Below are 15,222 nucleotides of genomic sequence, written 5' to 3'. Positions count from 1 at the left end.
GGTTTTAGGACTGCGGGCGCTGTCTGACCCCCAACGGGCCGCGCGGGTTTCTCGATACGGTGTGGTGCGCGGCCGAGAACCGGGCCGCAATGATCTGGGGGTAGCAAAATGGCGGAATGGCCACTGTGGGCGGGCGATCTTCCGACGTGGATCACAACGGCGGCCATCGGCCTCGCCGCGGTTCAGCTCCTGTTGGACCGTCGCAAACGTGCGGCGGAGCAGGTGCGCGAATCCAAGGCGCAGGCGTCGGGGCTCACGGCGTGGACCGTGTCCAACCCGGACGCCACGCCCCGGGTTTACGGCGTCATGGTTTCGAACACGTCCGGTTCCATGTTCCACGACGTGGCGATCAGCGCGGTGATGCATGAGAAGCCCGTCGACCGTCCCATTGCTCTCACGGTGTTGCCGCCTGGGGAGTATTTCGTGGCCAGCCCCGGCACCAGCAATTTCACCTGGGACTTTCCCGTTGCCGTGAAATCCGACGACAAATCCCTGCGCCCGTACATGAACACGTCGAAGTATCAAGTGACGGGTATGACCTTCACGGACAACTTGAATCAGTCGTGGAGCACCAACGAGCACGCCCTGCTCACCAAAGTCTGAGAACCGCGCTACGCCGGGGTAGGACCGGTCCTTTTGTTTTGGCGACACGCCGCATCCGCTGCCTGGGGGTGACCACAGTCGCCCCGAGCGGCCTGTCGCGAATTTCACCGGTTCTAACTGGCTCCGTCACGCATCGCGATCGGGCGCCACGAGTGCGAGGCCGGGGAACGCCGTACGGTACCGACGAGCATCTCTCGTGACCAGGGTGAGCCGGTCGACGACGGCATGTGCTCCGATGAAGAAATCCGGCAGCGTCGTGGCGCGGGTGCCCCCACGATTCCGGTAGGCCTGGTGGGCTCGAGCGGCGAGGAACCCGGCCGCAAAAGGCACGGGCGCACGGCGCAAAGTGTCCGGTGGCAATGCCGCGTCCTGCGCGGAGATCGATGCGAACGCCAGCGAAACTTCTGCGTACACGATGGGGTTTACCCACACCTCGCCCGAACGAAGTGCCTCCGCAAGGGCGTGCTCCGACCAGGTCGACCACACGGGATCCCGAGTGATGATGTCGAGCAATACGTTGGAGTCGACGAGAAATCCACGCGACTCAGTCATCGTCGTAGGCACGCGTCAGGTGCATGATCTCGTCGGTCGTCAGAGACTTCTGAGCGGATCCCCGCAGCCGTTCGAGCAGCTGGTCGGCGCGATCGGGCTTCGAGGCCGTGGCCGCCGGCGCGAGAATTACCATGCCGTCTCGCTCCGTGAAGTCGACATCGGTTTGCGGCATGAGCCCATGGCGCTCGCGTATCCACTGTGGGATGGTCACTTGGCCTTTCGATGTGATTCGCATGCATCAATCATAGTTCTTACCGTGCATGGTAATACATGTTGGCGAAGCTCCTCCACAGCGCATGTTCCTGCGCCTGCTCCCCCACCCCCGCGATAAGAAGAGCAAGCGGCGACTGTGTGCTGACGCAGCCGGATGAGCGCCGTCTCAGACCCGGCCAGGCGTTCGAGGCCGCGGTTGATCTCGTCGACATCGACCTGGTCGACGAACCCGTGCAAGCCCATCGCCCAGGCGGTGTCCCGCTGCTCCGGGTAGTCAGCGGCAGCATCTCTTCAAACATGATCGTGTGCGCCCACTGGTCGCCGAAATCGTAGGTATAGAGCAGTGAATCGCCGGACTCCGCCAGAAGCTGATCGATGCGCAGCTCGCTCTCCAACGTGCCCTCGTCGCCTTCTTCGACGTCGAACGGAGTGAGGATCCCCTGCGTGTGGTGGCCGAAGGGCTCTCCGGGCAGGGTGAAGCGGTGCAGGTGGCTGTCGGTCCAGCCGGAAGCGGTCTGCAGCACGTCGTGAAACACATCGAGTGTCAGATCCGACAGAAGCGTGAGCCGCCGCCAGATCGGCGGCTATGAATCCGCAAGGTCGACGCGCAGGCGCACCTGCATCGGAGTCGCCGGCGGCGTCTTCAGCGGGAGCGGCTTCAGCAGCTCGTCCCTGGAAGCGAACCCCGCGAGGGCGCCCACCGACTCGTGCGCACTAGCACCAGCCACCTCAGCTTCGAGCCGTGCTTTGAAGGCAGCGAAGTCGGTCACGTTTTCGGACTCGGAGTCGTGGTGAGGCGGCTACGTAATACCAGCAGGCTAATTGCTACCTGAAATAATGGAAGCATCATGAAGACCCTCCTCAACATCATCTGGCTCGTGCTCTCGGGGTTCTGGCTGTTCCTCGGCTACATGCTCGCCGCGCTCATAATGTGCGTGCTCATCGTTACCATCCCCTGGGGAATCGCCGCGGCACGCATCGGCGTCTACGCCCTCTGGCCGTTCGGCAAAACTGTCGTGCCCACGCCGAACGCGGGTGTCGGGTCGTTCCTCGGCAATGTCATCTGGGTGATCCTGGCTGGCTGGTGGATCGCCCTCGAGCACCTCATCTCGGGCATCGCGCTCTGCATCACGATCATCGGCATCCCGTTCGGGATCGCCAACTTCAAGATGATCCCGGTCGCACTCATGCCGCTTGGCAAGCAGATCGTCGACACGCCCTAAGCGTTGATCTGAGCGAAGACCCCTCCGGCGCGCCGACCAGCACGTTAACGAGCGCCCTACCGCGGCCGCCGCAACCGAATCGGGCCCTTCGCCCGCGATGGATCGACCACGACCCCGCCCTGTGTGATCTGCAGCTCTCCGCGGGCGACCATTCGGCGTGCTGCTCGCCGGGCCGGCTCCATGAGTTCTCGCCATCCCTCGCCACCAACCGCTTTCGCAGCATCAGACGGGCAGATCGTAGCATCGTGGGCCCGCGCGCTGAGAAGGTTTGCGATGGTAGCTTCGAGCCGGAGGTCCGTCGCATCGACGCCATGTCCGCGGCATGCGGCGGAGCAGTACTTCACTGCATCCCAGTTCGTCGCCAACTTCGCGCGCCACTCGATGTGCCGCCCGCACGATACGCACACCTTATTCGCCCGGCCCCGATAGAGGTCAGGATCTAAAGGTGTGCGTTGACGGTGTGCCATGCCTTCTATCCTGCGGGATCGTCCGGGCAAAGGCCCGCGTGGGGTCACATTTGAGCACCAATCGACAAGGTGGGCGTGACAAATCCGGTCCGCGTACGTCTTATTAATGGCGGATGTCGCACACCGCCCGAATCTGCCCAGCGCCACAATCTTGCTAGCCGACCCCGAAGGAAAGCGCGTGACGAGCACCGAACGACGCCCCCTAGCCTCCTTGGCGCCCCGTGGCCAGAGCACCGAGGTGGATGGGTATCAATTCACTGTGCATTGCGTGGAAAGCACATCCCGTTCTCTGGAGGTGCCGACCTACCTCATGGTTCACGGCATCGGGGCGTCACACCGCTACTACCGCCGCATTCAGAAGAGCCTGGCCGTCACCGGGCATGCGTACTCGATCGACCTGCCAGGGTTCGGCGGCACTCGCCGGCCCGAGCGGCCTCTCGCCGTCGAAGAATACGGCGCGCTGCTAGGCCGGCTTCTTGATCAGCTTGAAATACCGCGTGCGGTCGTGGTCGGCCATTCGATGGGCGCTCAATTCGTCACGGACTTGGCCCGACAGCGCCCGGCGGCCGTCTCCAGCCTGATTCTTATCGGTCCCGTCACCGATCCTCGGCGGGCGACGGCCGTGCAACAGGCGATGGGTCTGACCCGGGATGTAGTCAAGGAACCTCCCTCAGGCAATCTGATCGCCTTCCGCGACTATCTCGAGTGCGGCTCCCGCTGGTTCTCAACCGAGCTCGACGTGATGCTCAAGTACCGCACCGACCTGGCCCTCCGCGACGTACGCTCCCCCACCCTGGTGATCCGAGGTGCCAACGATCCCGTCTCGGGCAGCGCCTGGTGTGCGACGCTGGCTGCCGCCGCGCCGGACGGGTATTTCTTGGAAGTCATAGGACACCGCCATCTGGTACACCACAGCGCTGCCGCGAAGACTGCCGCGTGTATAGAAGGGCACGCCGAACGCTATCGCCCGGTCGCGCATCCTGCCCTATGACGGGCCGTCTGCGCCCGGTCAGGTGGTGGTTGCTGGACTATGTCTACGCGGTGACAGGGCACATTCGTGCCATATTCTCCCACGCTCAGCCATCGGACTTCCGCTCCGGCGACGGCGCACCGATCGTGATTATTCCTGGAGTGTACGAATCCTGGCAGTTCATGCGGCCGCTGATCGAGATCCTGCACGACAACGGGCATCCTGTGCACGTTCTGCCGGCGCTGGGCCAAAACCGGCGTTCCCTGGCCGAGGCAGCCATGACCGTGGCCGCGTACCTTGAGCGAGAAGATGTGAACGGCGTGGTCATCGTTGCGCACAGCAAGGGCGGCCTCATCGGCAAACTCCTCATGACGAATGATGTATCGGGCCGCCGGGTGATCGGGATGACCGCGATCAGTGCGCCGTTCGCCGGCTCCCGCTATGCGCGCTACTCGGTCGTGCCGAGCATCCGTGCCTTTGCCCCCGCCAACGCGGCCCTCTACTCTCTCAGCCGTGACCACCGGGTCAACCACCGGATCGTGTCCGTCTACGGAGTGTTTGATCCGCATATTCCCGAGGGCAGCGAACTTGTCGGCGCCCGCAATATCCAGCTCAGCGTTGGCGGGCATTTCCGCATACTCGCCGACCCGAGAACCGTGAGGGTTGTTCTCGACACTGTGGCGGACGCCGCGACGCCGACTGCCTGATCGCGGGCCGGCGCCTGCCGGGCACGCACGCCGTTTACGGGCCGGCTACATCACCCAGTCGAAGGCCTTCGCGGGCGAGCGGGCTCCCTGGGCGGACTTCGAGCGGTTCGGTTCGTCGAGCTCAAGAAGCAATCCCTCCGTGAGGCTCACGAGCGACCCGAAGACGGCCGGCGTGAGCCACGGCGGGCGCGTGGCGAAGAGGATGTCCTCACTCGCGGTGTTGCCGCTGGCCCCCGGCGCGAAGGGGCATCCGCCCAGACCGCCCAGCGCGCCGTCCACCACGGTGGCGCCGGCCGCGATGGCCGAGAGGGTGTTCGCCACGCCGAGTCCCCAGGTGTCGTGCCCGTGGAAGACGATCTCGCGGGCGGGCGTCTCGAGGCGCACCCGCGAGATGAGCGACGACACCTGCGCGGGCACCGCCTGCCCGAGGGTGTCGCAGATCACCACGTGCGAGGCGCCGAGCGCGCGCTCGTCTTGCGCGATCTTCAGCACCCGCGCCGGCGCGACCTGCCCGTCGAACGGGCAGGTGAACGACGTCGCGATGCACAGCTGGATCTGCCCGCCGACCGAGCGGGAAATCTCCACGGCCGCGGGCATGGCGGCGAGGCTCGCCTCGGTGGTGCGTCCGATATTGGCCTGGTTGTGGGCATCCGTTGCCGAGAAGCAGTACTGAAAGTTGCGGGCGCCCGCGGCGGCGGCGCGCTCCACGTGCCGCGGCGTGGCCACCCACACCCAGCACCGCCCGAGCTCCTCGGGAGTGAGCTCGGCGAGCACCTCGAGGGTGTTGGCCATCGGCGGCACGAGGTCGGGGCGCGCCATCGACCCGATCTCGAGCGACTCCACGCCGAGCGCGAGCAGCGAGCGGATCGTGGCCACCTTGCGCTCGGTCGAGAGCATGCCGCCGGTGAGCTGCAGGCCGTCGCGCAGGGTGACGTCGCGCAGCACGGCGCGGGGTTCGAGGGTGAACATCAGGGCTCCAACTCGGTCATGATCAGGTCGATCTCGGTGTCGGTCTTGCCCAGCACGGAGGCGAGCACCTCACGCGTGTGCTCCCCCAGGTCCGGGCCCAGCGAGCGGATGCTCAGCGAGCGTTCCCCGATCACCGGCACGATCCCAGGAAACCCGACCCCCGACAGCACCTGCGAACCGTCCGAAACATCGAAGCGCTGGATCATGTTGCGCGCCTCGTACTGCGAGTCCGCGCAGATATCCGCGGCTGTGTAAATCGGACCAGACGGCACCCCCGCCTCCTCCAGCACCTCCAACGCAGAAGCGGCGGAGAGCCCCAGCGTCCACTCCCCGATCGCCGCGTCAAGTTCGTCCCGCCGCTGCCAACGGGCCGCGTTGGTCTGCAGGCCTGGGTCGCCCCCGAGGTCGTCGCGCCCGATCACGTGCATGTACCGCTGGTAGATGGCATCCGCGTTGCCGGCAATCACGATGCTCGCGCCGTCGCCGCACAGGTACGCGTTGGTGGGGGCGATTCCGTCCATCCGCCCGCCCACGCGCTCCCGCGCCACCCCGTATGCCGAGTAGTCCGGAACGAGCGACTCCATCATCGACAGCATCGATTCGTTGAGCGCAACGTCGATGACGCGCTCGTGCAACGCGAGCGCGGCATCCGTTGCGCCTCGGCGCACCTCGCGCTGGAACAGGGCCATCACCGAGCCGAAGGCCGCGTAGAGCCCGGCGATCGAGTCGCCGATCGACACGCCCACCCGCACGGGCGGCCGGTCAGGGTCGCCCACCAGGTCGCGAAAGCCGCCCATCGCCTCGGCGACGGCGGCGAATCCGGGGCGCTGGGACAGCGGCCCGGTCTGCCCGAATGCCGACACCCGCGTGAGAATGAGGTCGGGGTTCACCGCGTTCAGCTGCTCGGGCCCGAGCCCCCATTTCTCGAGCGTGCCGGGTCGAAAGTTCTCCAGCACCACGTCGCAGCGCGCCACGAGTTCGAGCACCGTACGGCGGCCGAGGTCGGTCTTCAGGTCGAGCACGATCGACTTCTTGTTGCGGTTGATCGTGCGAAAAAGCATCGACGTGTCACCGGCGTGCAGCCGCCAGTTGCGCAGCTCGTCGCCGGTGCCGGGGCGTTCCACCTTGATCACCTCGGCACCGAAATCGGCCAGCATCCGCCCCGCCGTGGGTGCAGCAATGAAGTTGCCGAGCTCGAGCACACGCACTCCGGCGAGCGGGGCCACATCAGTCATATCAAGTCCTTTCAAGCGGATGCCGCGGTGAGCTGGCATAACTCCTGCAGATTCTGGGCCGACCACAATATAGCCCCGGAATCACGCGGCAGTCCGGCTAGGCCGCCCCGATTTGCAGGAGTTATGCGCCGGGAGGGAGAAAGAACCTAGTTACCGCCGACGAACTCGTTCGTGTAGGTGGCCTTAAGGTCGATCTCGGCGTCACCCACCTCGGGATTGGCGATGCGCTGCGTGTCAAGCACGGCCTCGGCGCCGGCCTCTGAGTTGCGTCCGTCTTCGGTGAGCTGCGGCTTGAGCTCCTCGATGAGTGCCGCGTAGCGCTCGAGGTCTCCGCCGCTGAAGGTCTCCGGCATCTCGGCCGCGATCTCGGCGCCGGAGTGCTCGGCGATGTACGCAAGGGTCTTGGTGAGCACGTTCGCGAGCTTCTGCGCGGTCTCGGGGTTCTCGGCGAGCCAGTCGCTCTCGGAGTAGAACGACGACGACGGCCACATGTCGGTGTCGTAGTGCTCCTCCACGCCCTCCGGCGAGCGCAGGTCGGCGAGGCTCACGGTCTCGGCGCCGGTGCGTTCGGCAAGCACCGACACGTCGGGTTCGAGCATCACGCCGGCCACGACTCCGCCGGATTCCATGGCGGCCACAGCGGATGACCCGGCCCCCATCGCCACGACGCTCACGCCGTCGGGGTTGAGGCCGGCCTCTTCGAGCAGGAACCTCAGCATGGTGTGGGTAGAGGAGCCCGGCGCGGTCACGCCGACGCTCTTGCCCATCAGGTCTTCGAGGGAGGTGATCTCCTCCGTCGAGCCCGGTGCCACGACGAGCGCGATGGCCGGGGACTTGCCCATCTGCACGAACGAGGTGATGCTCTGGTTTTTCGCCTGCATCTGGATGGTGTGCTCGTAGTACCCGCTCACCACGTTCACGCTGCCGCCGAGCAGCGCGGTGAGGGCCTTCGAGCCGCCCTGCAGGTCTTGCAGGTCAACGTCGAGCCCTTCCTCCTCGTAGTAGCCGAGCTGTTCGGCGAGGGTGGTGGGCAGGTAGGTCAGCAGGGTCTGGCCGCCGATACCGATGGTCACCTGGGGGGTGGCCGCGGCATCCGCTCCGCCGGTTTCGGAGGTGCTCGCGCAGCCGGCGAACAGGGTGGCCGTGAGCAACGCTGCTGCGGCCAGGGTGAGCTTCTTAGGTAATAACACGATGTTCTCTCTCTATATAAGGAATGAAGAATTACGCGCCGGGAACCGGACGCCAGCGCAGCAGGTAGCGTTCGAGCCGGTTCACGCCGAGGTCGACGAAGAGCACGACGATCATCAGAATGAACATGCCCGCGAACACGCCCTCGGTGTCGAACACGCCCTGGGCCTGCGCGATGACGTAGCCCACGCCGGCGGCGGCGCCGAGGTATTCGCCCACGACGGCGCCCACAATGGCGAAGCCCACGCTGATGTGCAGGCTCGAGAAGATCCAGGTGAGAGCGCTCGGCAGCACGACGTGCTGGATGAGGTGGCGTTCGGTGGCGCCGAGCATGCGGGCGTTGTCGAGCAGCACCTTGTCGACGCTCTTCACGCCCTGCAGCACGTTGAAGAACACGATGAAGAACACCAGGGTGACGCCGAAGGCCACCTTCGACTCGATGCCGAGTCCGAACCAGAGCAGGAAGATGGGCGCGAGCACCACGCGGGGCAGGGCATTGAACATCTGCACGAACGGTTCGAAGAGCCGCTCGAGAAAGCGCACCCTGGCGAGCCAGAAGCCGAGCACAAGGCCGAGTGCGGTGCCGATGAGGAAGGCGTAGAGCGCCTCCTGCAGGGTGATCCACAGGTGGGGGAAGATGAACCCTGTCGTGATCCACTCCCACACGGCCACGCCGATGGCGCTCGGCAGCGAGAAGAAGAACGTGTCAATCACGCCGACGCGGCCGAGGATCTCCCACGCGCCGAGCACCACCGCGGTGAGCAGCAGCTGGTACACGCGCATCAGCGCGGCGGGGGTTTCGGTGCGGGCGCGTGCCGGCCCGGTGCGGGGCGTGTGGGGAGCGGATGCGGCGGGTGCGGCATCCGCTCCCTCGGTTGTGGTGGTCATGTCAGGCCGCCTTCGCCGCGTAGGTCTTGGCCACTTCGTCGCGCAGCCTGCCCCAGATCTCGCGATGCAGCTCCACGAACTGTGGGTCGTCGCGAATCTCCAGCAGGTTGCGGGGGCGCGGCAGGGTGATGTCGTAGCGGGCCACCACCTGGCTGGCGGGGCCGGCGCTGAGCAGCACGACCTCGTCGCTGAGGGCGATGGCTTCGTCGAGGTCGTGGGTGATGAAGATCACGGCCTTGCCCGATTCCTGCCAGATGTCGAGCAGCTCGTTCTCCATGATCTGCCGGGTCTGCACGTCGAGCGCGGAGAAGGGTTCGTCCATGAGCAGGATGTCGGGGTTCACGATCCAGGCCTGCGCGATAGAGGTGCGCTTGCGCATGCCGCCGCTGAGCTGGTGCGGGTAGCGGTCTTCGAAGTTGGACAGTCCCACCTTGGCGAGCCAGCGGCGCGCCTCGGCGGCGGCCTCCTTCTTGCCTACTCCGCGCATGATCAGGCCGAGCGACACGTTGTCGAGCACTGTCTTCCACGGCAGCAGGGCGTCTTGCTGAAACATGTAGGAGGCGCGGCGGTTCACCCCCACGACCGGGGCGCCGAAGCTGAGCGCCTCGCCCTCGCTCGGCGCCATCAGCCCAGCGGCCATGTTGAGCACCGTGGATTTGCCGCAGCCGGTGGGGCCCACGATCGACACGAACTTGCCCGGCATCACGGTGAGGTCAATGCCCTTCACCGCGAAATACGAGCCGCCCTGTGGCGTCACGAATTCCTTGGTGCAGCCGTCGAGCTGGATCGCCGGGGCGTGCGCTGTTTCTGGTGACGTCATCGTCATGAGTTCCTTACCGGGCCGGTGTCGAGGTTTCCACTCACATTGTGAGTGAACCACTCGCGATGTGGTTATATGAACCCTAGTGGCGGTTCGCGCCCCACCGCAATGACTACTTAACATGTGACAAGCGGATGCTTCGCCTCGAGCCGCGCACACAAGGAGACCTCGTGACCGAACCGGCTGCCAACCCCGTACTGGTGCTGGGCAAGATTCGTCAGATCATGGACTGCTTCACCGTTGAGGAACCCACGCTCTCGCTCGGCGCCATCCGCAAGCGCGCCGGACTGCCGGAGAGCACCACGCAGCGCCTCGTGCAGAACCTGGTGTCGGAGGGGTTTCTCGACCGCGACGGCAGCGGCTACCGCATCGGGCTCGCCGTGGCGCGCTGGGCGATCAACGCGACGCAGGGCCTCGACGTGATTCAGGCCGCCCGGCCCATCTTGCAGACGCTGCGCGAACAGACCCAGGAGTCGTCGGTGCTCTACGTGCGGTGGCGGCAGTACCGCACCGTGGTGGCCACTGCCCGTTCGCCGCGTGCCATCTCCCGCGTGCTCGAGGTGGGCACCGTGATGCCGCTGCACCTCGGCTCCGCCGGCAAGGTATTTCTGGCCTTCGACGAGTTCGCCCGGCAGGAGCTGCTCACCGTCGCGCCCGAGGAGGCGCTGCCCGCCGAGTTGCTCGAGCAGATCCGCGTGCAGGGCTGGGCCTCATCGTTCGAGGAGCGCGAACCCGAGGTCGCCTCGGTGAGCTCTCCCGTGTTCGACCACCACGGCAACGTCGTGGCCGTGGTCGGCATCGTGGCCCCCTCATCCCGCCTCAACGAGGCGACCGCCGCGCCCGCCTACACGGCCCCGGTCGTGGAGGCCGCCGCCCTGATCTCCGCCGCCCTCGGCTTCGCCCAGTAGCGCCTCCGCTGGTCGAGCCCCACCTACCGCTGGTCGAGCCCCACCTACCGCTGGTCGAGCCCATCCCCGCTGGTCGAGCCCATCCCCGCTGGTCGAGCCCCACCTACCGCTGGTCAAGCCCCACCTACCGCTGGTCGAGCCCATCCCCGCTGGTCGAGCTTGTCAGTGATGATGGTTGCAGGGGGTTGGCCCGGTCTGACTCGGAGCTTGTCTGACGCTTCGGTTGTCTTTGTCTCGATGCGTCGACCGGTGTCCAGCCCCCGCACGCATTGTCGCGTTCGGGAGCACCACCATGACTTAATAGGAGCTTGACTCCAGCCTCTTCACTGACTTGTCTGACGGTGCCCCTGAACACTGACCCTCAAACAGAAGGGCTGTATTCAGCATGACCTATTCCCGCAAGGATCTGATCCTCGGCGTCGATACGCACAAAGATTTTCATCACGCGGCGGTGATCAACCACGTCGGAAAATCGATCGCCGACCGGAAGTTCGACGCCACCTCCGCCGGGTACTCCGACCTCATCGCCTGGGCGACCGGCGTCGGCCGGATCGGCCGCGCCGGCATTGAAGGGACCGGGTCCTACGGCGCCGGCCTCACCCGCGAACTCACCCGCCGTGGCATCCCCGTCATCGACGTCATCGCGCCGGATAAGCAGCTGCGACGGCTGCGCGGCAAGACCGACCAGATCGACGCTTACAACGCGGCCCGCGCCGTCCTCAACGAGCTCGCCACCGCCGTCCCGAAGACCCAGGACGGCTTCGTGGAGGCCCTGCGAGTGCTGCGCACCTCCCGTCGCTTGCTAGTCAAACAGCGCACCGAGAGCATGAATCAGTTGCAATGCCTGATCGTCAGCGCGCCCGCAGACCTGCGCGTGAGCCTCGCGAAACTCAAGGCGAAGAACCTGGCTCTGCGCTGCTCAAAGATCCCCGTGCGCAAGGCCGACGACCTCGTCATGACCGAAACGAAGAATGTCCTCCGCTCCCTCGGCAAACGCTATTTGGAGTTGCTCACAGAAGCCGACCGGCTGATGAAACGCCTCGGCGCCATCGTAAAAGAACACGCCCCGGAACTGCTCGCCGTGCACGGCGTTGGACCGGACGTCGCCGCGACAATGCTGATCGTCGCCGGCGAAAACGTCGACCGCCTCAACAACGAATCCGCCTTCGCACACCTCATCGGCACCGCCCCAATCCAAGCCTCATCCGGCAAGACCAACCGACACCGATTGAACCGCGGCGGCCACCGCCAAGGCAACTCAGCGGCCTACCGAATCGTCATGGTCAGGATGAAATCCCACGAGAAAACCCGCGACTACGTAGTCAAAGCCCTCGCCCGCGGAAAGACCAAACGCGAGGCCATGCGCCTCCTCAAACGCTACGTCGCACGAGAGATATTCCAAATCCTCATCACCATCAGAGAACGCCACCAACAAGCCGCAATCTCAGCTTGACATCTATAGGAGCATCGAGACCCCGCAAGCCGATCCTCAAACCCACCCCGCCTAGCGCGTGTAGTGCGGCCCGTCGTGGCCTTTCGGTGCTGGCACCGGCGGTCGTCCGCCTCTGCGCGGAGTTCTCCTGGGATCGACACTGGCGGGTGGGATGAAGTACACCACGTTGTCTGTCACGACCACGTCCCAGCCCTCGCGGTGGATCCTATGGTGGCACGCACTACAGAGCATCACGCAGTTGGCTTGATTTGTCGGCCCGTCATGCGCTTTGTACCAACGAATGTGGTGACCCTCCGCGTAGCTTGGCGGACGGTTACACCCCGCCGTCGCACACCCGCCGTCTCGTTCGATGGCGGCCAGCTTTTGCGCCGTCGTGAAGAGCCGTTTTCGGAGGCCGAAGTCGAGCACCTCGCTCTTCCCACCGAGGACCATCGGGATCAAACACGCCTCCGCGGCCATCTTTCGGGCCGTTCCGGCGGAGATAGGCTGTTCAACCCCATCCAGTTGCGCTTCACCGAGGCCGGTTTGTAGGGATTCGAGGGTCATCCTGACGATGATCGTCGTGTGATCCAGCGCCCCGAGCCCTTCCTTGCAGGAGAGAGCGTGACGCACGATGTCGACGAAGGCATCGAAGTTCAGTTGCGGCATTGTTCGGCCGTCGCCGATGATCTCGTGGTTGTCGCCGCACCCGTCAGGATCTTCCTTGGCTTCAAACCTGGGTTTGCGCAGTTCCGCGCTGGTCATCCCGTCGATCGCGGTGTCCAGGTACGCCGCTGACACCGGGTCGGCGTCGAGCACGTAGCGTTTCATGCCGTTGGGCAGCACCATCCGCTTCAACCCCCGCCGCGACACCAGCACCTCCTCCCGCGGTTCGACCCCGTCCACGTCGAGGGCGTCCCGGTACCGAATGGACAGCTTCCGCACCGAATCCACCGGGTTGGTTATCGCGAACTCCACCAACTCCTTCTCCGCCGCGTCGAGGTCTTCGGTCGTGGCCCGTGGGGCGGCCTGCTCGAGGTTCGCGGTGATGTACAGCGCCGAATCGACGGTGAGCTCCCCCGCATTGACCGCTCGAGCGACCTCCGAATACTCCGGCGGCAGCTGCTCCCCGATCAGACTCATCCGCGGCTTCGTCGCCTTCCCCACCCTCACCAACCGCCCAGCCTCCGCCATCGAGATGTGACCGATGTCGGTGAGGGCGGCGGCGGCATTTCGGTTGCCGGTCTGGGCGGCGATGCCGGTGTCGTGTTCGAACCTGTCGTTGAGTTCACCCGCTTCCCGAACCAGGAGGGCCTGCCCCAGCCTGACCACCTCGAAGGTCGCCGCCATGCTGGCCATCAGACCCGCGTTGGTCATCCGCTGCAGGTCCGCCCGTGCGTCCGGTTCCTCCTCAATTCGCACACCACCACCCAAGGCGTGAGAGTACGTATCGGCGAGTGCCGCCGTACTCTCGATGAGGTGGTCCGTTGAAGTGGTCATGGCCTAATTTTCCCAGCGACCACTGACATTCACGGGCCCTAAACAGCCCTGATCAAGCCATTTTGTGAAAAACTCCCCAAGAATTATGCCTGTGGAGGAGAACCTTTTCCGCTGGTCGAGGCGCGACGAAGGAGCGATCGAGACCCCGCGACCCGACCCTCGGACCGCACTAGGGTCTGAGGAGCGTCTCGCGTGGCCTCGATCGCTCGTACCTCGCGCCTCGACCGGCGGGAGGGTCGAGGCGCGAGGGTCGACCGGCGGGAGGGTCGAGGCGCGAGGGTCGACCGGCGGGAGGGCGCTTAGGAGCGCAAGCCCTCCTGCCAGGTGACGAGGTTGCCGAGCTTCGACACCAGAACGTCATCCTGAAGTCCGTGCGCCTTGGCCTGAGCCTTGCGAAGCGTGGCCGTTGCACCGGCGTGGTCGCCGGCATCCGCTGCGATCTCCGCGTCGTCGAGGTAGGACGCCAGCTGAGCGGAGAGCTTCTTGTACTTCTGTGACCCGTCGTCCACTCCCGCGAGCACCCTGTCGACCTCACCGAAGGTGACGCAGTCGCCGCCGCCGCTCGCCATGCCGGCGGTCCATTCGATGCCGCCGAGGATGTGGGCGAGGAACATCGGGTCGGAGTAGTTCGCGTCGACGTGTCCGGCGCCTTCGTACCAGGAGCGCCCGCCCTCGAAGTTCTGGCACCACGCGAGGGGGTGGTCGGCACCCATCGCGCCGCTGCCCGGGTTGTAGGTTGACTCGTCGAGGGTGATCAACACGTGCACGTCGTCACGGGGGTTCGCCGTGAAGTTGTACCACTCGTCGAAGAGCTCCCAAGTGGCCGGCAGCATCGACGTGGACGGATGATTCGGGCTCTCGACGTGCAGGGTGGCCGTCTGCTGTGCCGGGTGGCCGAGGAAGCGGGCGCCGCCTCCAGTGAGCTCGCTGTACCAGGGCACAGTGTGCATCGAATCCGTGGCCGCGTGCAGACCGACAAAGCCGCCACCGCCTCGGATGTAGCCCTGGAACGCCCCCAACTCCGCGTCATCGAGGAGCCGCGGACGGAGCGGGTCAAGGTTGTTCGTAGCGTCCACCGGTGAGGCAAAGATGATGGTCGCGTACTGCGACAGGTCCTCGGCCGTCGTGAACGGAGTGGAAGCCATGGTCAGGGTTGGCTGACGCGAGTCCCACACGTCCACGGTGAAACCGTTTTCCTGGCCCAGCTTGGCGACCGCGAGCGTCGTGTCATCGATGTGCGAGTGCCGAAACCCGAGGGTTTCCCCGACGACCAGCACCTTGTACTCGTCATCATCGGCGGCTGCCGGTGCGGCGACGGCGCCCAGGCTGAGCATCAGCCCGACCGCCGAGATTCCGGTCACCAGTCGTTGAACATGCGTTTTCATAGGTCTACTCCTCATTGAGTGCAACCCGACGTGGTTGCTATCGGCCGCTACGCTATATGTTGTGCGCAACGACATATGCCTGATCGATAGCGTATTGGAGAATCAAATCAAAAGTCAATGCGATTGCGTCAATGAGTTACCAGTAGCGCACCTGCGCGGCGA

At 65.3% G+C, this 15,222-nt stretch carries 18 protein-coding genes; 6 read left to right on the top strand and 12 right to left on the bottom strand.

Features of this window, described 5'->3' with window-relative positions:
- Positions 1–108: 108 nt before the first annotated feature.
- Positions 109–603, top strand: a complete 495-nt coding sequence (locus BJ997_RS02410; protein WP_035836544.1) for a hypothetical protein — start codon at positions 109–111, stop codon at positions 601–603.
- Between the two features lie 126 nt (positions 604–729).
- Here the strand turns inward: BJ997_RS02410 and BJ997_RS02405 are convergent, their stop codons facing one another.
- The 4 genes from BJ997_RS02405 to BJ997_RS02390 are packed head-to-tail and all read right to left on the bottom strand — an operon-like array spanning position 730 to position 2,138.
- Entirely contained in the window at positions 730–1,155 is a 426-nt protein-coding gene (locus BJ997_RS02405; RefSeq protein ID WP_035836545.1) for a type II toxin-antitoxin system VapC family toxin, read from the bottom strand.
- Positions 1,148–1,390: an AbrB/MazE/SpoVT family DNA-binding domain-containing protein gene (locus BJ997_RS02400; RefSeq protein ID WP_084141195.1), complete on the bottom strand. Its 243-nt coding sequence runs from the start codon at positions 1,388–1,390 to the stop codon at positions 1,148–1,150. Before BJ997_RS02400 ends, BJ997_RS02405 begins: the two co-directional genes overlap by 8 nt.
- 16 nt (positions 1,391–1,406) lie before the next feature.
- Positions 1,407–1,946, bottom strand: coding sequence for a plasmid pRiA4b ORF-3 family protein (locus tag BJ997_RS02395; RefSeq protein WP_084141196.1), 540 nt, complete (start codon positions 1,944–1,946; stop codon positions 1,407–1,409).
- A 6-nt stretch (positions 1,947–1,952) separates the two neighbouring features.
- The gene (locus BJ997_RS02390) at positions 1,953–2,138 is read right to left on the bottom strand and encodes a hypothetical protein (protein ID WP_052542218.1); all 186 of its coding nucleotides are present in this window, start codon (positions 2,136–2,138) and stop codon (positions 1,953–1,955) included.
- Between the two features lie 78 nt (positions 2,139–2,216).
- Here BJ997_RS02390 and BJ997_RS02385 point away from each other — a divergent pair, with 78 nt between their 5' ends.
- Positions 2,217–2,591 (top strand): YccF domain-containing protein, encoded by a 375-nt coding sequence (locus BJ997_RS02385; protein WP_035836547.1) that lies wholly within the window; start codon positions 2,217–2,219, stop codon positions 2,589–2,591.
- A gap of 56 nt (positions 2,592–2,647) precedes the next feature.
- Here BJ997_RS02385 and BJ997_RS02380 read toward each other — a convergent pair whose 3' ends face one another.
- A complete protein-coding gene (locus BJ997_RS02380; protein WP_084141197.1) occupies positions 2,648–3,058 on the bottom strand; it encodes a DUF3253 domain-containing protein in 411 nt (136 codons plus the stop codon).
- Positions 3,059–3,326: 268 nt separating this feature from the next.
- On the opposite strand from BJ997_RS02380, the gene BJ997_RS02375 reads away from it, so the two are divergent.
- Both BJ997_RS02375 and BJ997_RS02370 read left to right on the top strand, forming a co-directional pair.
- Positions 3,327–4,049: an alpha/beta fold hydrolase gene (locus BJ997_RS02375; RefSeq protein ID WP_160175866.1), complete on the top strand. Its 723-nt coding sequence runs from the start codon at positions 3,327–3,329 to the stop codon at positions 4,047–4,049.
- Positions 4,046–4,735 carry an esterase/lipase family protein gene (locus tag BJ997_RS02370; protein WP_035836548.1) on the top strand — a complete coding sequence of 230 codons (690 nt, stop codon included), beginning with the start codon at positions 4,046–4,048 and terminating at the stop codon, positions 4,733–4,735. Before BJ997_RS02375 ends, BJ997_RS02370 begins: the two co-directional genes overlap by 4 nt.
- A gap of 45 nt (positions 4,736–4,780) precedes the next feature.
- Here BJ997_RS02370 and BJ997_RS02365 read toward each other — a convergent pair whose 3' ends face one another.
- The 5 genes from BJ997_RS02365 to BJ997_RS02345 all read right to left on the bottom strand — a co-directional run bounded on the left by BJ997_RS02365 (position 4,781) and on the right by BJ997_RS02345 (position 9,841).
- On the bottom strand, positions 4,781–5,704 hold the full coding sequence (locus BJ997_RS02365; protein ID WP_221243919.1) for a beta/alpha barrel domain-containing protein: 924 nt from the start codon (positions 5,702–5,704) through the stop codon (positions 4,781–4,783).
- Positions 5,704–6,939 carry a CaiB/BaiF CoA transferase family protein gene (locus BJ997_RS02360; protein ID WP_035840626.1) on the bottom strand — a complete coding sequence of 412 codons (1,236 nt, stop codon included), beginning with the start codon at positions 6,937–6,939 and terminating at the stop codon, positions 5,704–5,706. The genes BJ997_RS02365 and BJ997_RS02360 overlap by 1 nt, the downstream gene beginning before the upstream one ends.
- Before the next feature lie 146 nt (positions 6,940–7,085).
- Positions 7,086–8,129 carry an ABC transporter substrate-binding protein gene (locus tag BJ997_RS02355; RefSeq protein ID WP_160175928.1) on the bottom strand — a complete coding sequence of 348 codons (1,044 nt, stop codon included), beginning with the start codon at positions 8,127–8,129 and terminating at the stop codon, positions 7,086–7,088.
- A gap of 31 nt (positions 8,130–8,160) precedes the next feature.
- Positions 8,161–9,015, bottom strand: coding sequence for an ABC transporter permease (locus BJ997_RS02350; RefSeq protein WP_201771762.1), 855 nt, complete (start codon positions 9,013–9,015; stop codon positions 8,161–8,163).
- Between the two features lies 1 nt (position 9,016).
- Entirely contained in the window at positions 9,017–9,841 is an 825-nt protein-coding gene (locus BJ997_RS02345) for an ABC transporter ATP-binding protein (protein ID WP_201771763.1), read from the bottom strand.
- 164 nt (positions 9,842–10,005) lie between these two features.
- On the opposite strand from BJ997_RS02345, the gene BJ997_RS02340 reads away from it, so the two are divergent.
- Together BJ997_RS02340 and BJ997_RS02335 are read left to right on the top strand one after the other, a co-directional pair.
- Positions 10,006–10,743 carry an IclR family transcriptional regulator gene (locus BJ997_RS02340; protein WP_160175929.1) on the top strand — a complete coding sequence of 246 codons (738 nt, stop codon included), beginning with the start codon at positions 10,006–10,008 and terminating at the stop codon, positions 10,741–10,743.
- Positions 10,744–11,128: 385 nt separating this feature from the next.
- Positions 11,129–12,196, top strand: a complete 1,068-nt coding sequence (locus BJ997_RS02335; protein ID WP_183323234.1) for an IS110 family RNA-guided transposase — start codon at positions 11,129–11,131, stop codon at positions 12,194–12,196.
- Between the two features lie 51 nt (positions 12,197–12,247).
- Here BJ997_RS02335 and BJ997_RS02330 read toward each other — a convergent pair whose 3' ends face one another.
- Together BJ997_RS02330 and BJ997_RS02325 are read right to left on the bottom strand one after the other, a co-directional pair.
- Positions 12,248–13,675, bottom strand: a complete 1,428-nt coding sequence (locus BJ997_RS02330; protein WP_183323233.1) for an HNH endonuclease signature motif containing protein — start codon at positions 13,673–13,675, stop codon at positions 12,248–12,250.
- A 299-nt stretch (positions 13,676–13,974) separates the two neighbouring features.
- Positions 13,975–15,060, bottom strand: a complete 1,086-nt coding sequence (locus BJ997_RS02325) for a ThuA domain-containing protein (RefSeq protein WP_052542751.1) — start codon at positions 15,058–15,060, stop codon at positions 13,975–13,977.
- Positions 15,061–15,222 lie beyond the last annotated feature (162 nt).

The organism is Cryobacterium roopkundense (genome assembly GCF_014200405.1).
Taxonomy (GTDB): domain Bacteria; phylum Actinomycetota; class Actinomycetes; order Actinomycetales; family Microbacteriaceae; genus Cryobacterium; species Cryobacterium roopkundense.
Note: the sequence above shows the minus strand (reverse complement) of the source record. Positions and strands in the feature narration are given on the sequence as shown.

What these genes read in the sequence shown, in the direction of transcription:
- BJ997_RS02335 (WP_183323234.1), top strand. Translation starts at nt 11,129, where the DNA reads ATGACCTATTCCCGCAAGGATCTGATCCTCGGCGTCGATACGCACAAA.
- BJ997_RS02360 (WP_035840626.1), bottom strand. Translation starts at nt 6,939, where the DNA reads ATGACTGATGTGGCCCCGCTCGCCGGAGTGCGTGTGCTCGAGCTCGGC.
- BJ997_RS02410 (WP_035836544.1), top strand. Translation starts at nt 109, where the DNA reads ATGGCGGAATGGCCACTGTGGGCGGGCGATCTTCCGACGTGGATCACA.
- BJ997_RS02405 (WP_035836545.1), bottom strand. Translation starts at nt 1,155, where the DNA reads ATGACTGAGTCGCGTGGATTTCTCGTCGACTCCAACGTATTGCTCGAC.
- BJ997_RS02400 (WP_084141195.1), bottom strand. Translation starts at nt 1,390, where the DNA reads ATGCGAATCACATCGAAAGGCCAAGTGACCATCCCACAGTGGATACGC.
- BJ997_RS02385 (WP_035836547.1), top strand. Translation starts at nt 2,217, where the DNA reads ATGAAGACCCTCCTCAACATCATCTGGCTCGTGCTCTCGGGGTTCTGG.
- BJ997_RS02380 (WP_084141197.1), bottom strand. Translation starts at nt 3,058, where the DNA reads ATGGCACACCGTCAACGCACACCTTTAGATCCTGACCTCTATCGGGGC.
- BJ997_RS02345 (WP_201771763.1), bottom strand. Translation starts at nt 9,841, where the DNA reads ATGACGATGACGTCACCAGAAACAGCGCACGCCCCGGCGATCCAGCTC.
- BJ997_RS02350 (WP_201771762.1), bottom strand. Translation starts at nt 9,015, where the DNA reads ATGACCACCACAACCGAGGGAGCGGATGCCGCACCCGCCGCATCCGCT.
- BJ997_RS02325 (WP_052542751.1), bottom strand. Translation starts at nt 15,060, where the DNA reads ATGAAAACGCATGTTCAACGACTGGTGACCGGAATCTCGGCGGTCGGG.
- BJ997_RS02370 (WP_035836548.1), top strand. Translation starts at nt 4,046, where the DNA reads ATGACGGGCCGTCTGCGCCCGGTCAGGTGGTGGTTGCTGGACTATGTC.
- BJ997_RS02365 (WP_221243919.1), bottom strand. Translation starts at nt 5,704, where the DNA reads ATGTTCACCCTCGAACCCCGCGCCGTGCTGCGCGACGTCACCCTGCGC.
- BJ997_RS02330 (WP_183323233.1), bottom strand. Translation starts at nt 13,675, where the DNA reads ATGACCACTTCAACGGACCACCTCATCGAGAGTACGGCGGCACTCGCC.